Here is a 17,640-nt window from a genome sequence, read left to right on the forward strand (position 1 = left end):
TAAAACCATATCATACAACGGAAATTTTTACTATACGTGCCGTTTTTAAATTTTCTTCGGAAAGATCAAAAATATTTTTAATAACCTCAATTGGTCTTACTATTGTACCTGGACCGGATAATAATACCATTTTAAGACCGGTTGGAGATAGCAAATCTATGCAGTTTATAACTTCTTTTAAATCAATCTTTTTTACAACTCCTTTTTTATTTTTGCGTTCTATAAAAGCCTCTGATTCCTTCTCGAATAATTCCAGGCTGTATTTATCAAAATTTCCCGAGTTCAATATAACTTCATATTCATGCAGTGCGGTATTAAGGTTTTTGTTTTTTGGCTTTTGATTATGTTCGCAATGCAAAACAGATAATCCCTGCGGAAGTTGTTTGTTTAGTTTTTCTATTATTAAAAATGGGTCAGTATCGGCAGTAACTGCTATGTATAATGTTTCGCAAAGACTTTCCATGCCTATGGGCAGTGTGTCTTCAAAGGATATTTTAGGCATGGGGTGGAAACCTTCCGAATAAGCAACTTGAATTGCGCTTCGCCTGATTGCCCGTAAAAATATGTTGATCATCTCAAGATGACCAAAAAATCTTGCCGCATCTTTTTTGTGGAAAGTAATTATTAATTTTTTATAAAATCTTTTTTCCGGTTTACTTATTTTGGGGTTTATATTTATTGTTTCATTATTGTTTTCGCAAAACATTGGCTCAATACCGGCAAAATCACATACACCGCAGCTGTTACAAAAAGTTTTGCAATTATCGGAAGTTTTTGCAAACAAGGCTTTATCAAATTCACTTATTAAAAAATCCTTAGTAACTCTTGCATCAATATGATCCCAGGGCAAAGGTTCTGATATCGTCCTTTTTCTGGAAAGATAAAAAGCAGGGTCAATACCGGCAGATGATATGGCTTCTTCCCACAATCCATACCTGAATTTGTCGCTCCAGCCATCGAATCTGCATCCTTTTTCGTAGGCGGTGATAAGCAGGCTGTTAAGCCTTCTGTCCCCACGCGCCCATAATCCCTCGAGAAAGCTTACTTTAGGGTTTTGCCATTTGAAATTAATTCCTGAAACATCAAGTTTGTTTTTGATCAGTTTGATCTTTTCTTCCGATTCTTCCAAAGATATCTGAGGACACCACTGAAAAGGAGTATGTGCTTTTGGGATAAATGTTGAAACACTTACATTGATCGCACTATTCTTATTGATCCTGCTTTTTCTAAGCTTATAAACAAGTTCTATAAGCTCTTTTATATCATCATCTGTTTCAGTTGGAAGGCCGATCATAAAATAAAGCTTTATTGTCTTCCATCCCATGTTTAATGCCGTATTAACGGAACTGAAAATATCTTCTTCGTCAATGTTTTTATTAATAACATTTCTTAGACGCTGGCTTCCGGCCTCAGGTGCTATAGTAAAACCGGTTTTTCTTACTTTTTTTATATGATTTATAAGTTCAGGAGTAAGTGAACCTGCACGAAGAGAAGGTAAAGATACGGCAATATGCTCTGCTTCATATATTGCCATCAATTTTTCAAGAAGAGGATTTAATGAGCAATAATCTCCCGTACTCAAAGACAACAAAGAAACATCTTCATAGCCGGTTGAAGCAATAGACTGATTGGAGATATTAATGATGTTTTCAAGAGATCGTTCACGAACCGGCCTGTAAATCATTCCTGCCTGGCAGAATCTGCATCCTCGTGAACATCCTCTTGCAATCTCAATACGAAGCCGGTCATGAATCGGCCTGCCGTATGGTATTACAGGTTTATCAGGAAAGGGGGCATCATTAAGATCTTTAATTATTGTTCGGGTAATTTTTGAATAATCAGAAAATTTCGGAGATAAAATCTGAAATCCGTTTTCATCAAATCTTTCTTTAAAAAATGAAGGTATATAAACTCCTTCAATCCGGGACCAGGATTTTAAGAGCTCTTCCTTATCTTTAGACAAAGCTTCTTTCCATTTTATCCAGGCATTTGACATTTCAACAATTACTGTCTCACCATCTCCTATCACAATTGCATCAAATATTTTGGATACAGTTTCCGGATTGGATGTACAAGGTCCTCCGGCAATTATAAAAGGATGAGAAATATCCCTCTGGTTTGAATAAAAGGGAATATTTGCAAGATCGAGCATTGTAAGTATATTTGTAAAATTCAGTTCATAAAGGAGACTGAAACCAATCATATCAAATTTATCAAGTGGCCTTCGTGTCTCAAGCGAAAACAGAGGCGTATTTGAAGCTCTGAGATAAGCTTCAAAGTCGACAGCCGGGGTAAACACTCTTTCGGCAGCGATGTTTTTATGGCTGTTTAAAATGTGATATAAAATTTGAAGCCCAAAATGAGAAGTGCCTACTTCATATAAATCAGGAAAGGCAAGTGCAACGGAAAATGATAATTTTTTGTAATCTTTTCTTACAGTATTAACTTCAGAACCCAGATAGCGGCTTGGTTGTTCAACTTGCGACAAAATATTGTCAATAATTTTTTCGATCATAATTTTTATTACCCTTGAAAAAAAGAAACCTGCCGGAAGGCAGGAAGGAAAACACAAAGAATTCTATATATGACATTGAATAAATAATAAAGAAACATCTGACGGTAATTTCAAAATTGATCAGAGGAAAGAATCTTGATCGGTAATTATAGAGCTGCCTCCTTGATTTAGGCTATAGAGTTTTTACTATTTCCAGTTAAAACATGCCTTTCAAGGAGGCTTATTTTCAGACTTGAATTGAACCACTTTTTTTTAAAAGCGGTTTTGTACAAAAGCAAGAGTTAGTCCCGATCCTATTTTGCAGTTCCTGAAGCAGTTCCTGTTATTACACCTGAAGACGGAGAGTCTATTTTTCCTGCTCCTGCTCCCCTAAAGCTGGTAGAACCATTGAATCCGCCTGTGCCGTTATCAATAGTGGACATCCAGACTTTATTCGTTGTATCCCATACTTTGGGAGTAAATGTTGCAGTCAAACCGCCCCCGGATATAGGTATGCCGGTTCCTATAACAGGTGCTGCCGTATATGTTCCCATTACATAGCTGTCGGTTCCATTGCCGCACGCCCATATCTTTGGTGGCTCACCGCTGTTTGAAGCAAAAAATGCGACCTTCTCCATGGTGATATTCATATTATTACCACTGCCTGTCATTGTTGCATTTCCGACCTCAACAGACGGGATGCCTAATTGCTTTAGTTTGTCATTTCCTCCTCCGGGGGTCATATCCGCAGCCATCGTAAGAAAAGCCGATGTTTCAAATCCTATACCCATAGCAACGGTCTGACATGTGTAATTGGTAGGGTCAAATGTGCCCCGTACATTGCCAACCTGAATAACTGTAAACGGATAATCCCCCGGTTCATATGCTGCGACATATCCGTAATACTTGCCCTTTATTTCATTGTCCGACCATTTGGATCCAATAGTATCGTTTCCGGCAATCACCCTGACATCGGGGGCTGCGGGAGAATAATATAAGGAATTGCTTTCAAGCAGTGTAGATGAAGTCCATGAATCGGTGTAATTAATTCCGTTATATGCCCCACCCGACAGTGAATAATTTATTTGCCATAGCCTGGAACCGGAATAAAAATAAATGCTTTTTGCTTCATCAAAGGAGGGGGGCATTCCGGTATTAACTACAGGTTCTGCCGGGCCTCCCTGTATTTTGAAATAGCCTGTACCTGAAACAATGTCCGTACTTTCCCAGATATTACCCATAAGGGATTCGGGAGCAATAGTAGTATTATCTATATATACAGGATAAAGTCCGCCCTCACCATACCATGCTTCAGGATCTTTATAAGCTGTGCCGGCAAAACTGCCGATTAATATACCCGCCTTGTTTTGCGTTCCTTCTTTATAAACAAATGTGGCATATATAATGCCCGTTACTGAATCATCTATAGTATACCCGCTAACAAAACCCTTGTAAGCGCCTTTGCCGTCTAATGTAGTATGAGTACCGTTTATCGCATTATAGCTGTCTATATAAGCTGCAAATACGGTTGGTTTATATTGATCGTTTTCATATTCCCCTCCCAGATAAAATGCTGCAGGCGAGCCTGATGTTGCCGACCACAGATCACCTGTACCTCCCATATATGCTACAATCGAATCCCAATAGTCATAATAATATGAATGTGTTGAAGCTGTTGAAGGAAATCCCATCTGGCCGGCTAAATTATTAAAAAATGTATCATTAAAAGTTGATGGATAATCTGTGCCGGTTGAGTATGCTACCCATTGTTCTGATGAGGTGTTATAGGAAAATTCAGTCCACATCGCTTTGCCTAAAGGCCCTTCATCCAGATTATATTCCCTTTTCTTTAAAATTGTGCCGTCATGAAAATAAATGGTTCCCTCCTTATCATTATTGGAATACCAATACCAATAATGTCTTGTCGGGCTTTCATAATAGCTTGCATTGTATTGAGATTTATATCGTCTGGTCTTTGTATCAAACTTGCTGAAAAAAGTAAGCGATGCTTCAGCTTCCCAGGCTCCTGCAAGATCGCCCTGCCATGAATAAAAGGTATCGGGATTAGCCAGTGTATTACCTATTCCAAGAAGATCGGCAGAAATATTACCCAGTTTGGTTTTTGTGATAAACTTGCCGCCATTTCCGGAACCTGTAATTACCCCATTATTGGCGGTGCCGTTTATCGGGACAAACCAGTATCCGAAATCAGGCTGCCAGGTATTTGAAGAATCCTTATAATATCCTATTTCACCCCAGCCGCTGGCATAAACTGTGAAATCCGTATATCCGGCCGCCGGTATGCCATAGCCGCCAACCCATATCGGAATCTGGTAAATTCCCCAGTTTTCACCCTTTATGCTGAGAGTCTTGCCGTACATATCCATAGAGCCGATAAAAGATCCGGCTACAGGGGAGCCATTGTTTGTAAAAGATCCGTCCAGCCAGGTAAAAAGGCTACCTTCCATCACATTTGAATTCAAGTTGGCTTGTGTAATGCCATAGGCATTTGCTGCGAAATTATCATTACATACAGTAGAAGATAATGTTCCGCTTGTATTCCATGTGCCATTGGATGTACTCAGACTGCCTTCATACAATCCTTTAAAAACGCCGGCTTTAGTATTGTCCTGGCCTATATAAATGCCGTAAAAAAGTCCTTTCGCCCCTCGAACAGCAGATAAAAATCCTCCGGTATCCGCAATATACGCGCCATTTACGGTTCCTGCCGGGGTTACAAATTTACCTGACAGTCGCGAAAAGTAAATGTCCGGTTTTGAATAATCACCATTATAAGGTGAGTATGTGCCGCCCATTGTAAATGGCGCTGCCGTACTATCCCATGGATAGCCCGTACTCGCAAAGCTGCCGCTGAACAGGTCATAAGGCCTCTGCGCCAGAACATCAATCGCCATTTCAGAATACCAGTTGATTTCAAAATTCTCGCTGCCCGGGTCCCATATGCTGTTTGCTGGAAAGGGTCTGAGTTCCTCTATGCTTGTAATGTTCCATGAACTGTATTTGGTTGTCACGTCATGATCACTTTTTACACTTGTGCCATCGGGAAAATACAGCATTTCAAATCCGGCATATCCATTGTCAGCAAATCCCATACCCATACCGTCGGGACTCTGTATATATTCGGCATCATAATGATACCGTATTCCGCTAACTGTCTGAGCATATTCAGTCTCATAATAAGTGCCGGAAACAGACCGGAATATTTGATCTGTAATAAAGGTTCCGCCGGTTGTGGTTGGGGTTGGCTCTGTGTCTGTTAATGCTTCGGGTTGTGTTTCTGATACAGGAGGAGGATCCGACACAGGAACAATCGGGTCGGGTGGATTAGTTGCTATTGTCAGAGGAGATAATACATCTCCGGGCACAGGTGGCATTTCAGAAAAAGCATTTACTTGAGTGGCAAAGCTATCAGCATCAGCTGTGCCTGGCTCTGTTGAACCGGTATCTCCGGCATCCGAAGCTCCGCTATCCGTATCCCCGGTTGAATCATCTTTGACATCCGTATCTCCCGTATCCGTTGAGTCATCTTTTTTATCCGAATCATCATCAACAGGAGCAGTATCCCCGGAATGCCTGTCTGTTTCGGAGTCTGTTGCGGGTCTTGGAGGAGCGGGCCGTTTGCCTTTAGATACGGTTGTGATCTGACCGGCAGTAATATTTACGACATCATCGGGAAACTGTGGGTTGTATGTTTCTACCGTCCCTTTATTAACAAGAACTCCGGTCATAGCATTTTCATAAAACACAATATAATCAGTGCCTCTGACCCCGGCTATTGCATTTGACGTTCGGACTTCAAATCTTGTTGGCGATCTGGAAATTCTCTTTGAAAGAAACGAAACAACGGAACGCACTTTGCCTCTTACCAAATTCAATACGCCCGAGCTTTCTGAAACATAATCGCTTATATCCACCCTTGTCCGGCCAGCAAGGCTTACAATATTTCCGTCATTAAATCTGATTCTGGCCTTTGACCTGCTTTTAGTTCTTACCGCATCCTTAACATAAACAGGGGTTCCCACCCTGACCGGTTCTGCCGGCAGTTTACCGCCTCTGAGCACATCAACTCTTCCTTTTACATAGGTAAATTTACCGGTTGATTCAGCCGATGCCTGTGCTCCCGCCGGCAGAAGGCAAAATATGATAAATAAAAAAACAGACAGCATTATTCCGGCTGTATGGCTGTACCGACAAATCGATTTATTGTTTTTATAGTTCTTTAACATTATAATATACCTCCGTAAAATCGGATGATCCTAAGGCTAACAGCCTAAAACCTGTATTCCAGACCAGCCGTAAAGATGTTTCTTTTGTAATCATAGATCGTGATATTGGAATCGGTCCTTGTTACATAATACTGCAGGTTGACATTTAAACCCTTGACCATTTCCCATATTATTCCGGCAGAACATGAATAGACCTTATCTTTTCTTCTTAAATTGAATGTTGTATGCTCGTTATTGAATCTTTGGATAAAAATATCGCCAGAGAGCATCAGATTTACATTATGTTTTACAGGAAAGAGCATGCCGGCACTGAGTCTGTTTCCGTAGTTTTCCCAGTTTATGCCCTCTGTAAAGGTCTTTGAATATTCGTAGCGAAGATTAAACATCCCCTTATTATTTGCAAACGGATAAATATAGCCTGCTCCGGCGTTGTATATTTCGCCGTCCCTGTCTTCTTCTTTCATCAACGGCGGTTTTAGCATTTCCCTGTTGCTGAATCCCACGGAAAACTGGGCTATGTGGCCCGGAACCATCATTATGTTCAATGTTGGTTTTGCGGAAGCCAGGCTCATATATTTATGGTCATGCAGCCATGTATGGTTATATGATACCGGCACGGATAAAATTCCGTTCTTGAAGTTATACCCGGGAATCAAAGATATGGATGGATTGATGACGTTAAGTTCGTCTGTTGTATCATAGGTATTTGCATAGAAATTTATTATGCTTCCGAAAGTCCACGGCCCTTCCATATAGGGATTATAGCTCGCCCTGAAGGTATTTACCATACTGCTGTCTTCCGATTTTGATACAATGGCACCGTCCGCCGACACAGGATTGTCGTCAAACTGATATGCCGCCCCTATGGAAAAATTCCATGTTTTGTGTAACGCAAGAGTCTTATCAATTGATTTTTCATATTCCTTTGCAAAGGACGCAAGCTCGGATGCAGGATCAACTTCTACAATAGCTTTCAGGCTTTCTCTTGCCGTTTTGAATTTTCCCTTTTTTGCATGAGCCAAGGCAATCTGGAAATCCGCTGCCTGGGAAATTGAAGCATCAAGAGTTTTTGCCTTTTGAAAAGATTTTATAGCAGCTTCAGCATCGCCCTCTTTTGCAAAGATTAAGCCCTTTAGAAAGGCGATATGAGAGGGTTTGATATTTTCTTTTTCAGCTTTTTCTATCAGCTTCTTTGCTTCTTCAATCTTGTTGAGGTTGTATAATATCTCAATAAGATTCGTATAAGCTTCAACTACGGGAGGAGTCAGCCTGATCGCATCTTTTAAGTGCTTTTGTGCTTCATCGAGGTTTCCGACCTGTTTAAAGGCAAGACCGGTATAAAAGGCGGCAACCGAAGATTCCGGCTGCTGGTTTCTTGCCTCAATTAAAATAACGAGAGACTCTTCATAATTTTCGGCTTTGTATTCCGCAATGCCTTTTTCCAAAAGGTTTCCAGCAGCACCGATATTTACAGTCACTCCTAAAATAAACAAAATAGCAAAAAACGAAATCAAGTAGCCTTTAAACTTATTCATAACTCATACTCCATTTGCAAAGATCAGGGATAGTTATTATTCAGGGTAAAACTTCCGGAAAGTATAATAACAATTATATAAATTTACCGTTAATTTGCATAAAACTAATAAAAACTTATGTCAATAATAAATCGCTACAGTTAAAAATTAGACTTTTTATTTGTATTATGCCATATTTTATTTATCTTATAAGTGAAGAAGTTGGGTTATTATCAGATTTAAGGTGTTAATTAATTATTTTTATTGGGTGTTATTATGAAAAAATGTAAAATTTTATCTTTAATGAATTCCGATGGTTCGCTCAAGGGTGTCATTATTAGCGGGTGGGTAAGAACAAAGCGTGATTCTTCCTCCTTTTCTTTTATTGAAATAAACGATGGCTCATGTTTGAAAAATATTCAGATAATAGCGGAAGATAATCTTAGCAATTACAGCGAGATAAAAAAGCTTTCCATAGGTTCGGCGGTAACTGTATATGGAGATCTTGTCGAATCAAAAGGAAGCGGGCAGAAATGGGAGATTCTGGCAAACGGATTTGAAATAATCAGCATAGCTTCCGATTCATATCCTTTACAGAAAAAACGCCATACAGATGAATATTTGCGTACAATAGCACATTTGCGCCCCCGTACAAATAAATACGGTGCCGTATTTCGTATAAGATCGGAATTATCTTTTGCCGTACACAAGTTTTTCAGGGATAAAGGATTTAAATATATACACACGCCTATTATCACAGGTTCGGACTGTGAGGGCGCAGGCGAAATGTTTAAAGTTACAGTCGCAGATCCTGAAAAATCTATAAAAACCAACAATCAATTTGACTGCACTCAGGATTTTTTCGGAAAGCCTGCAAATCTTACTGTATCCGGTCAGTTGTCCGCAGAGATGCTTGCCCTTTCTCTTGGAGATGTCTATACATTCGGGCCAACTTTTAGAGCTGAAAACTCAAACACAAGAAGACATGCGGCTGAATTCTGGATGATAGAGCCTGAGATGGTTTTTTGCGATATAAATGAAGATATGGATCTTGGCGAACAAACAATTAAATATCTGGTAGATTACACTTTAAAAGAATGCAAGGATGACATAGAATTGTTTGGAAAATTTGTTGATAAGGAACTAATCAGTAATCTCGAAAATATATCCTCATCGGATTTTATACGACTGCCATATGAAGAAGCTGTAAAAATATTAACAGCGTCAAAAGAAAAATTTGAATATGAAGTTTCATTCGGAAAAGACTTACAGGCAGAGCATGAAAATTATCTTGCCGGGCAGTATTTTAAAAAACCGGTAATTTTGTATAACTATCCTAAAAGCATAAAACCGTTTTATATGAGGGTAAACGATGATGATAAAACGGTTGCCGCAATGGATATTCTTGTGCCGGGCATAGGAGAATTAATAGGCGGCAGCCAGCGTGAGGAGCGCCTTGATGTTCTGGAGCAAAGAATGGATGAATGCGGATTGTTGAAGGAAAATTACTGGTGGTATCTTGATTCACGGCGTTACGGCACTGTTGAACACAGTGGTTTCGGACTGGGCTTTGAACGGCTCCTTATGCTTGTAACAGGAATTAAAAACATACGCGATGTAATACCTTTTCCGAGAACACCCGGAAGTATTGAATTCTGAGTTAAGTACTTTTCGCTCCACCCTTCTTTTCGAGTACGAATACTTTTCAAAATTGCCTGAGTACTATAGTCAAAGACTTGACGTTCGTATAAAAATTGACATTCATTTCTGCAAATGCTGATGCAGCCTGAACCTGATGCATTTGTGGATATTTTACAGAATGTTTCAATTACCAATCATTATTTCTTTCTTAAAATTACGAAACCCAAACGACTACTATAATTTATATTACTGTAATAAATATATATATTTTCTTCCATCCAATTTGTTTGCCATACACCCCAAGTACTTTCGGGTATGTAAATAAAAACCAATTATAAGATAAAGTACTAGTTACCTTTTTTTGGCATATTTTATGCTAATTTATATTTAAAGGTTTATAAATTGCAATTACATATCATTAAATTATAATTACAATCAGGACTATAATGAACATTATAACGTTTCGCTCAAAGGTGATTATACTAGCGCTTTTTTCTCTTTTTTCATTGCCATTATTTCCTTTACCTTCGGAAGCATTAAACGTCTATGGTTTGAAAGGGCTCAAGACGGATGTAGAGAGTAAAGTATATGATATTTCCATAAGTGGCAATGAAAACCAATCTATCTTGCAAAATGGCACTTTTTATAGCAGTGATTTTACGATTGCCAATAGAGAAAAAATATTAAACGGATGCGATTTTGAATGGCTGATAAATTTCAGGAATACAGATGATCCTCTGGTAGATGAGAAAGATACCCATCTTTTAAAATTTTATACAAAAATAGGAAAACCAAAGCTTTTTCGCGTAGAATTTGGCGATATTTACAGCAATTTTTCCCGCTATTCCTTAACGAGCAATCTTGAGGGGCTTCAGGGCTCATATCAATTTAATTTCAGTCCTTCGTACTATATAAAACCGCTTTTTGTTATTTCGCGTTCAAAGCGGGCTATTTCTTCCGAGCATTATGCCAGATATGTGATGGGAGGAAGACTTGAGGCCGGTTCTGTAAACAAAGGAGCGGTTATCGGTTTGAATTTCAGCAAAAACTGGGATGATACGGGAAGTATCGATAATGATGACCTCCCCGCAGGCAATAATTTCAGCCCTGATGAGAACTACGTTTACAGCATTAACGCTAAATTCCAAAAAAACTCATTATGGAAAATAAAAAGAATAGCTGTTGACGCAGAGGCAGCAACGAGCCGGTTTAACGATGATAAAGATGATTCTTCGGTTTCCACACGAAACGACTGGGCTTTTAGAAGCAGTATTATTGGGACACTGATAAACGGTTTGCGTTTTGATGTGGGATATGAAAAAGTACAGCCGGATTTCCATACTAATGCCGGTTCTGCCCCGGTTGATCAGCAACTTTTCAGGACTAATTTAAATTATAATATTTATAATTGGCTACAACTGAGAGGAGGGTACAAAACTTACCGCAACAACCTGAAGGGCCAGCTGGAAAATACGCAGAGGTCTTATATGCCTCATTTATCGGTAACTTTATTACCCACTAAAGAGCTTTCATTGGAATTTCTTTACAGATATAATTATATAGATTCCGCAACTCATGACCCCAGAAATTACAGGAACACCTATACCGCCACCGGTCGATATTCCTTAAAGAAAGTGTATATGAGCATTACCGGTGAATACGAGGAGTTTGAAAACAAGGCGGATAAAACAACAGATTCAAAAAGGGATATGGTTTCTTTAAGTGCCGGTCTGCGTGAAATGGGCCTGGGCTGGCAAATTAAGCTATGGCCATCATTAACATATTCTCTGTGCCGGGACAAGTATACATATTCAAACGATACGGATATATTCAACCATCTGCGATTTAATACAAGACTTGATTATAATCGCTTTCTTATTTTTAATGGGGGACTCTCAATTGCAGACAATAACAGAGCGGCGACATCATCAGATTCATCAAAGGTAGGTTGGTTTTTTGAATTAACGGCACAGCCTGAAAACAGATTCGGCATAGATTTTAATATAAAATATGAAGACAGAGACAATCGTCATGATGATAGTAACCGGGAATACAGAGAAAAAATCGGAACAGCCAGTTGCAGATTCAAATTCTAAATACTGCCCCTCTTTTTAGTTGCACCCTATAAAGAGATAAAGAACCTGACATTTAGGAGTATAAAATGATCAAAATCAGCGTTAAAAAACTTCTTTTCACACTCATTTTTTGTTTCATGGCTTTCGCACCCCATGTTTCATGGGCTCTGTCTATGAATGATGTAGAAGATTCCATGGATGAGCTGTTTACTCAGCAGGTTTGTTATAAAGCCGTGGCGGAAAATGTTGCTGTATTGATCACAGCTGCCTTTGCCGGCAATGAGGAAGTCTCCGGACTTATTTCCAATGGTAATTTATTAACCGGCGTTACCATGAGCATCAGTGAAAAGGGCTTTACATCAGAAGCATTGGTACCCTTTGTCGATAAGCTTTATGACTATACCACGGACAGGATGATCGAGGGTGTCATTGCAAATGGGGTTAAAGGTCTGACCAACGCCGGCGTCACGGTGCCTATACAGTTACAGATAGCCTATTTTAAGTATGCCCTGGACTATGCCCGTAAGCAGGACGTGAAATGGATGCTGGAGAGCTTTCTGGGAAAAGCAGGCAGGGGCACAAAAGGCAAAACAAGAATTTCTGAATTAACGGATGATAATAAATTGGATGTTGTTGCAGGTGCTATTCTTCAAAATGAATCAAAGCTCAAATTCTATGACATGAGTGGAGATGAAATAGATAGAAAAAAGAAAGACATCGCTAATCAAATTGTGATTTCGTTTTTGACGAGATATGACGACCTTGTTAAGGAGGTCAGCACTCAGAGGCAAAATGCCGCTAATTACTTGACAAAGAATCTAAATAATTTAAATGCCAAGCTGGAACTGGCCTATTCTGAATTTGAAAATGAAGTATTTAAACGTGAATTTGAAAACCTTCCATACTTTAAGATGCTTCGGGTAAAAAGCCGGAATAAAAAACCGGGAGATGCCAAGTTTCCCGATCCTGAGGTAATAAAACACACTGCAAAAAAATGGTTTGTGATATATCGGACATCTGATAAGGACCCCAAAAAAAGACAAGAAGCAATGGAGCTTTATGATAGCATCCTCAAACAGATAAGAAGCAGAAATGCGCGCATGACCGAGGCTGAACGTCTGCTTGTGGAAAAACAGGTAGATCAGGAAAAAAGTAAGGAGCTTGCATTCCTGGCTGCAAATCAGGATACGCCGGTAAACAATGGGACATCCGGTACTGTATCAGATAAAGCCGGCACAGTCGTTGCCAATCTTGAAACAATCCTTGATGTTGCATCTGAAAAAAATACGGAAGAGAAAAATCGCCAGGAGTCGGTAAAAGCAAACACACAATCCAGCCTTACTTCCGATGAGATCAACAAGATCAACACGGAAGGAAGAACCGTGCCGAAGATCATTGCGGATAAGATCAAGGATGATCTGAAACCCGCCAAGGAACATCTGGCAGATGCCGCTTCATTTGATGAGCTCTTAGAAAAAGTGCGTAAACAGATGAAAGAAGATTATCGTACGGTTATGCCCAATGCTACACCTGCGGTAGCTGAGAGTCTTATTGCATATTATGATAAAGTGGCTACAGAAGGGTTGCTGAAGGCGTTTGAATCTCTCGGGTTGAATATTTTTGAAATAAAAGGCACGCAGTTTTTGACCTGGTCTGCACGATATACATATAAGATTGATGTTGCGCCTACCGTAGAATATTCCCCTTCCACAGATAAGCGTCCTTATGATATTATTCTTGCTGAGGCCAAAAGACGGGCTTATTTGGCAGGTGGGCCCTGGGCGGTATTATATTATCCCACGCAAAATAATTCAATCAAGGAGGAAAGAAGTAGTCCTCATAAATATTCCACAGCAGAGGAAGCTGCCAAACATATTGATTGGGACATGGTGAAAGAGCAGCATGAAAAATGGCCTGTTGAAGCATATGAAAGATTTGCGATAAATATCGACGGTTCCGACAATGCCGATAAGGCAGCTGAAACTTATAAAAAGCATGTGGAGGATACTCTTAAACAAAATATAATAAAAAACAAGAAAGACGGGTATTCCAACGTCTATTATCAGCTTTCAAAATATACACTCCCCTATCAAAAACAAAAGGAAAATCTTGTTTCATTCTTACAGGAACACCGGAGCCTGGCAAAAAAATTAAAAGCTGCATGCGTAGCGGATGAGGACAAAATGCTACCCCTGTTTAGTCTTGATCTTGCGGCAGTTGATATGGACGCAAATTATAAAAAAATGATCCGGAAAATGATTGACCAGGCCAATCACCGGCAGGCCCTGCTCAAAAAATATTCGGAAGAGGTCGACAAGCTTTCCGAGGAACTCAAAATCAATACTTATGTAACCGATGACCCGCTGCCCAGGCCGCAAAAAGCCTGTTATGTCACTATTCCCAACAAGTTCAGCCAGAGGGAAAAGGAAATCCTGGATATACACAATCACATCAAAGATTCAGTTTTTTTGTATCCCCGATATCTGGCAAAGAGCGCCACGCTGGATGAGATGCTGAAAGGATTTTCACAAAGCATGAATATGCTTGATGAAACAAAAAATCAAATTACTAAAGCGGTGGGCCGATATATGGAGGAAGTAACGGAAAAAACCAAGGATATTAGTTATGATGAAGAGGGGCAGCAGCGGATACTCTCCATACTAAACACAGAAAAAGATAAATTGCAGTCCTATGAAGAGGACATAGCCAAAATAACGGAACAACTACAAAAGGTCTCAAAAGAGATTTCCCGGCAAAAGGATGGCAGGCTTAAAAGGATATTGGAAGCATCCCAGGAACTCGTAAAGGGCATTGGTATCGCAAGCGATACGGCACTGGGATATGATTCGGCAATTGTCATGGAAGGTGAGGACAATACGTCCGCTGACAAGACATCCCTATTGGAAGGATGGAACGACTACAAGGGCTATTTTGTTACGGCAAGTAATGAAAACGAAAAATATGATGCTTTTGATTTTCTGGGATACAAGATAAAACAGGAACAGTATGATCTTGAAAACAAAAACATATCTTTAAAAAATTACAAGGATCAGGCAACGACCCTTGCCACACATTATTTTGGAGAAGAACAAAATGCTGCCTATTCTATTGATTCAATACCCTGTGATGTAAAATTTCAGGAAGCCGTACTGGTAAACATGATTCCAATTGCCGTAATGGAAAGCGATAAACACATCCTCAAAAAGCTTCCCGAATTCATCGCCAAAGCTGAACAGATCCGCCAGGCTGAGACTCTCCTTACAAATCTCAGTGTCATTTATACTGCCTATGTAAAGGCGATTAATGAACAGATCGACAGTATTGATCAAATGAAAAAAGATACGGAAGCAAGGCTTGAAGAAATACGGCTTTCAGAAGAACTGCAGAAGAAAAAGGAAGCCGAAGAAAATAAAGAAGCCGTTTATGATGATGAAGAATATTCTTCAACCGAAGGGGCTGTTGATGATGGTGAAAAGAATGGATTGGAATATAAAGCGCAGCAGACACTGATTGCAATTTTCGAAGCATATGAAAACAAAGACAGGAACGGAGTAATGCGCAATGTGTCTCAAACATTCCGATCAAACAATACAACGGCGCAAAACTACACGCTGCTTGAACAATCCGTGCAGGATGATTTTCGAAACCTGAAAAATATTCGCTTCAACATTTATTTCCGTGGGCTACCGATTTATTACAGAGATCAGGGTGAGATAAGAATTAATATTGACTGGAACAGGCGCGCTGAAATTTCCCGGCAGGGACAGGAATGGCTTATTGACAAGCAGAATACGGATTTTATTTTCAAAGTTTTTTCAGGTGGCGACATAAAACTGGTTGAAATGCAGGGAAATGTACCTTTTGGAGTATCCAATGAATATGGCACCGTTACCATTACGGACGGACGGATTATTGAAGATGGCGGAAGGGTCGTTCCTGTAGAAGAACCCATTGAAATCGAATACGGACAGGCAAAATCCTCGGTTGACATACGCACAAGTTCAGTAGAGGAGGCGACCATTTCCGGCATGGGCTGGTCGTTTGCCGCCCAGGGAGAGGTGCCGAATACCAGTGCGGATTTTTACTGGGAAAATAATATAGCAACATACGACCTGAGCGGGGATGGCGGCCTGCTGGATATGACGGCGCAGTTCGGTTATACGGATCTGGCGCAGGTAATCAGTATTCCGGATTCAGGGTATGGTGATTATTTTCAGGGAGTATTGCCGGGGACCATTTTTGCAGTAAAAACCTCAAACGGGAAAAAAGGTGCCATTAAAATAACATCAATCTCCCCGACACGAATGTATTTTGATTATATTTATTTTGAGTGATCGTTCCCCTCCGGGGAACTTCCTGAGCCTACACACTTTGCGGATAGAGATTCAGTTCAACATGATGTTTCAAGATTTAAAGGTGAAAAATTCCCCAGCCTATGAGGAATAACCCCCCCATTTTTTTTGCCGGTCTTTTGGATTTTGTCAGCAGTATAATTTTATGTTTTATCTTTCCGGATAGTTAGCAAACTCAATTCTGATTGGACCCCTTTGGCATATCAATTGCTTAAGAATAAAGAAATAAAATGCAATAATCTTCAGATTGCAGCCCGTTCGCATCATTAGGAAGGAGGTGATTTCGTATGAAACGTTTATTGTTGCTGATGGCAGCAGTTTTTTTTATTTTATGCGCTTCCTCGTTTGCGGCAGCAGTAACTGAGGATGAATTGGTTGCTATATCTGTCAAATCAATGGGAAAAGAGACAAAGATGAGCGCCACTGGAAAAGTTACCGAACTCTCCGATAGCATGCTCAAGATTGACCGCCGTGTTAAAGGAAAAACAGAGGCCATGGAATTTACCCTGGAGAAAGCATGCTCTGGTATTTCTATAGGTGATAAAGTGAAGATCAGTTATATAAACAAAGATGATAAGAATATAGCTGCAAGAGTGATGAAAATGCAAAAGAAAGCAAAACACCATGCAAAAAAGAAAGCCGCTGTAAAAAAAGAAATAAAACCTGTTGAAGAAGCAGAACCAACACCAGCTAACGAATGAGCCAGTTTCAAAACGCCCCATTTTGGCCGATCTCTGCGTTGGGCTCAAATTCCAATCCTCGAAATACTCTATGTATTCCTGTGGTTGAAATTTTCCCCCGCCTTGAGCTTGACCAAACTGAAATGTTTTGAAAGTGGCTCGAATAATAAAAAATGTATTTTCTTACAAAAGAAGTAGAAACGTAATTGAAAGTTTAACAAAACCATTAATTAATTTTTAAAAAGGAGATTTAATATGAAACGTTTATTAGCATCAATGATCGCAACATCATTTATTTTATGCAGTTCTGCGTTTGCTACTGAGGCAACCAAAACTGAGCCTGCCGCAGAACCGGCTGTAGCAATAGAACAGGCTGCTCCGGCAGCTGAAGTTGCCACACCTGTTAAAGCAAAGACCCCCAAAAAAGTCCATAAGAAAGCAAAAAAACACCATGCAAAAAAGAAAGCCGCTGCAAAAGAAGAAGTAAAACCTGTTGAAGAAGCTGAACCAACAGCGGCTGTCGAATAATTAAACTGTTCATGTTTTCAAATAAATAGCTTTTAGGTTATCATCTTTCCGGGGTACAAAGAATATCTTTGTACCCCGTTTTTTTATTCTGATCTTTTGTCAAATCAAA

At 39.7% G+C, this 17,640-nt stretch carries 8 protein-coding genes; 5 read left to right on the top strand and 3 right to left on the bottom strand.

Annotated elements, in window-relative coordinates; translation table 11 throughout:
- Positions 1 to 10: 10 nt before the first annotated feature.
- From KKC46_16745 to KKC46_16755, 3 genes are all read right to left on the bottom strand, one after another.
- Positions 11 to 2,515, bottom strand: coding sequence for a TIGR03960 family B12-binding radical SAM protein (locus KKC46_16745; GenBank protein MBU1055449.1), 2,505 nt, complete (start codon positions 2,513 to 2,515; stop codon positions 11 to 13).
- Positions 2,516 to 2,808: 293 nt separating this feature from the next.
- Entirely contained in the window at positions 2,809 to 6,741 is a 3,933-nt protein-coding gene (locus KKC46_16750) for a FecR family protein (protein MBU1055450.1), read from the bottom strand.
- Positions 6,742 to 6,785: 44 nt separating this feature from the next.
- Positions 6,786 to 8,276, bottom strand: a complete 1,491-nt coding sequence (locus KKC46_16755) for a tetratricopeptide repeat protein (protein ID MBU1055451.1) — start codon at positions 8,274 to 8,276, stop codon at positions 6,786 to 6,788.
- A 255-nt stretch (positions 8,277 to 8,531) separates the two neighbouring features.
- On the opposite strand from KKC46_16755, the gene asnS reads away from it, so the two are divergent.
- From asnS to KKC46_16780, 5 genes are all read left to right on the top strand, one after another.
- Positions 8,532 to 9,914 (top strand): asparagine--tRNA ligase, encoded by a 1,383-nt coding sequence (gene asnS / locus KKC46_16760; GenBank protein ID MBU1055452.1) that lies wholly within the window; start codon positions 8,532 to 8,534, stop codon positions 9,912 to 9,914.
- Between the two features lie 428 nt (positions 9,915 to 10,342).
- Positions 10,343 to 11,992, top strand: a complete 1,650-nt coding sequence (locus tag KKC46_16765; protein MBU1055453.1) for a hypothetical protein — start codon at positions 10,343 to 10,345, stop codon at positions 11,990 to 11,992.
- Positions 11,993 to 12,057: 65 nt separating this feature from the next.
- Positions 12,058 to 16,305, top strand: coding sequence for a hypothetical protein (locus KKC46_16770; GenBank protein ID MBU1055454.1), 4,248 nt, complete (start codon positions 12,058 to 12,060; stop codon positions 16,303 to 16,305).
- A 305-nt stretch (positions 16,306 to 16,610) separates the two neighbouring features.
- On the top strand, positions 16,611 to 17,024 hold the full coding sequence (locus KKC46_16775) for a hypothetical protein (protein ID MBU1055455.1): 414 nt from the start codon (positions 16,611 to 16,613) through the stop codon (positions 17,022 to 17,024).
- 234 nt (positions 17,025 to 17,258) lie between these two features.
- The gene (locus tag KKC46_16780; GenBank protein MBU1055456.1) at positions 17,259 to 17,531 is read left to right on the top strand and encodes a hypothetical protein; all 273 of its coding nucleotides are present in this window, start codon (positions 17,259 to 17,261) and stop codon (positions 17,529 to 17,531) included.
- Positions 17,532 to 17,640: the final 109 nt, after the last annotated feature.

This window comes from Pseudomonadota bacterium, from assembly GCA_018817425.1.
Classification (GTDB): Bacteria; Desulfobacterota; Desulfobacteria; order Desulfobacterales; family RPRI01; genus RPRI01.

Excerpts from the sequence above, each read along its gene's own strand:
- KKC46_16750 (MBU1055450.1), bottom strand. The coding sequence starts at position 6,741 with ATGTTAAAGAACTATAAAAACAATAAATCGATTTGTCGGTACAGCCAT.
- KKC46_16765 (MBU1055453.1), top strand. The coding sequence starts at position 10,343 with ATGAACATTATAACGTTTCGCTCAAAGGTGATTATACTAGCGCTTTTT.
- KKC46_16755 (MBU1055451.1), bottom strand. The coding sequence starts at position 8,276 with ATGAATAAGTTTAAAGGCTACTTGATTTCGTTTTTTGCTATTTTGTTT.
- KKC46_16775 (MBU1055455.1), top strand. The coding sequence starts at position 16,611 with ATGAAACGTTTATTGTTGCTGATGGCAGCAGTTTTTTTTATTTTATGC.
- KKC46_16780 (MBU1055456.1), top strand. The coding sequence starts at position 17,259 with ATGAAACGTTTATTAGCATCAATGATCGCAACATCATTTATTTTATGC.
- KKC46_16770 (MBU1055454.1), top strand. The coding sequence starts at position 12,058 with ATGATCAAAATCAGCGTTAAAAAACTTCTTTTCACACTCATTTTTTGT.
- KKC46_16745 (MBU1055449.1), bottom strand. The coding sequence starts at position 2,515 with ATGATCGAAAAAATTATTGACAATATTTTGTCGCAAGTTGAACAACCA.
- asnS (MBU1055452.1), top strand. The coding sequence starts at position 8,532 with ATGAAAAAATGTAAAATTTTATCTTTAATGAATTCCGATGGTTCGCTC.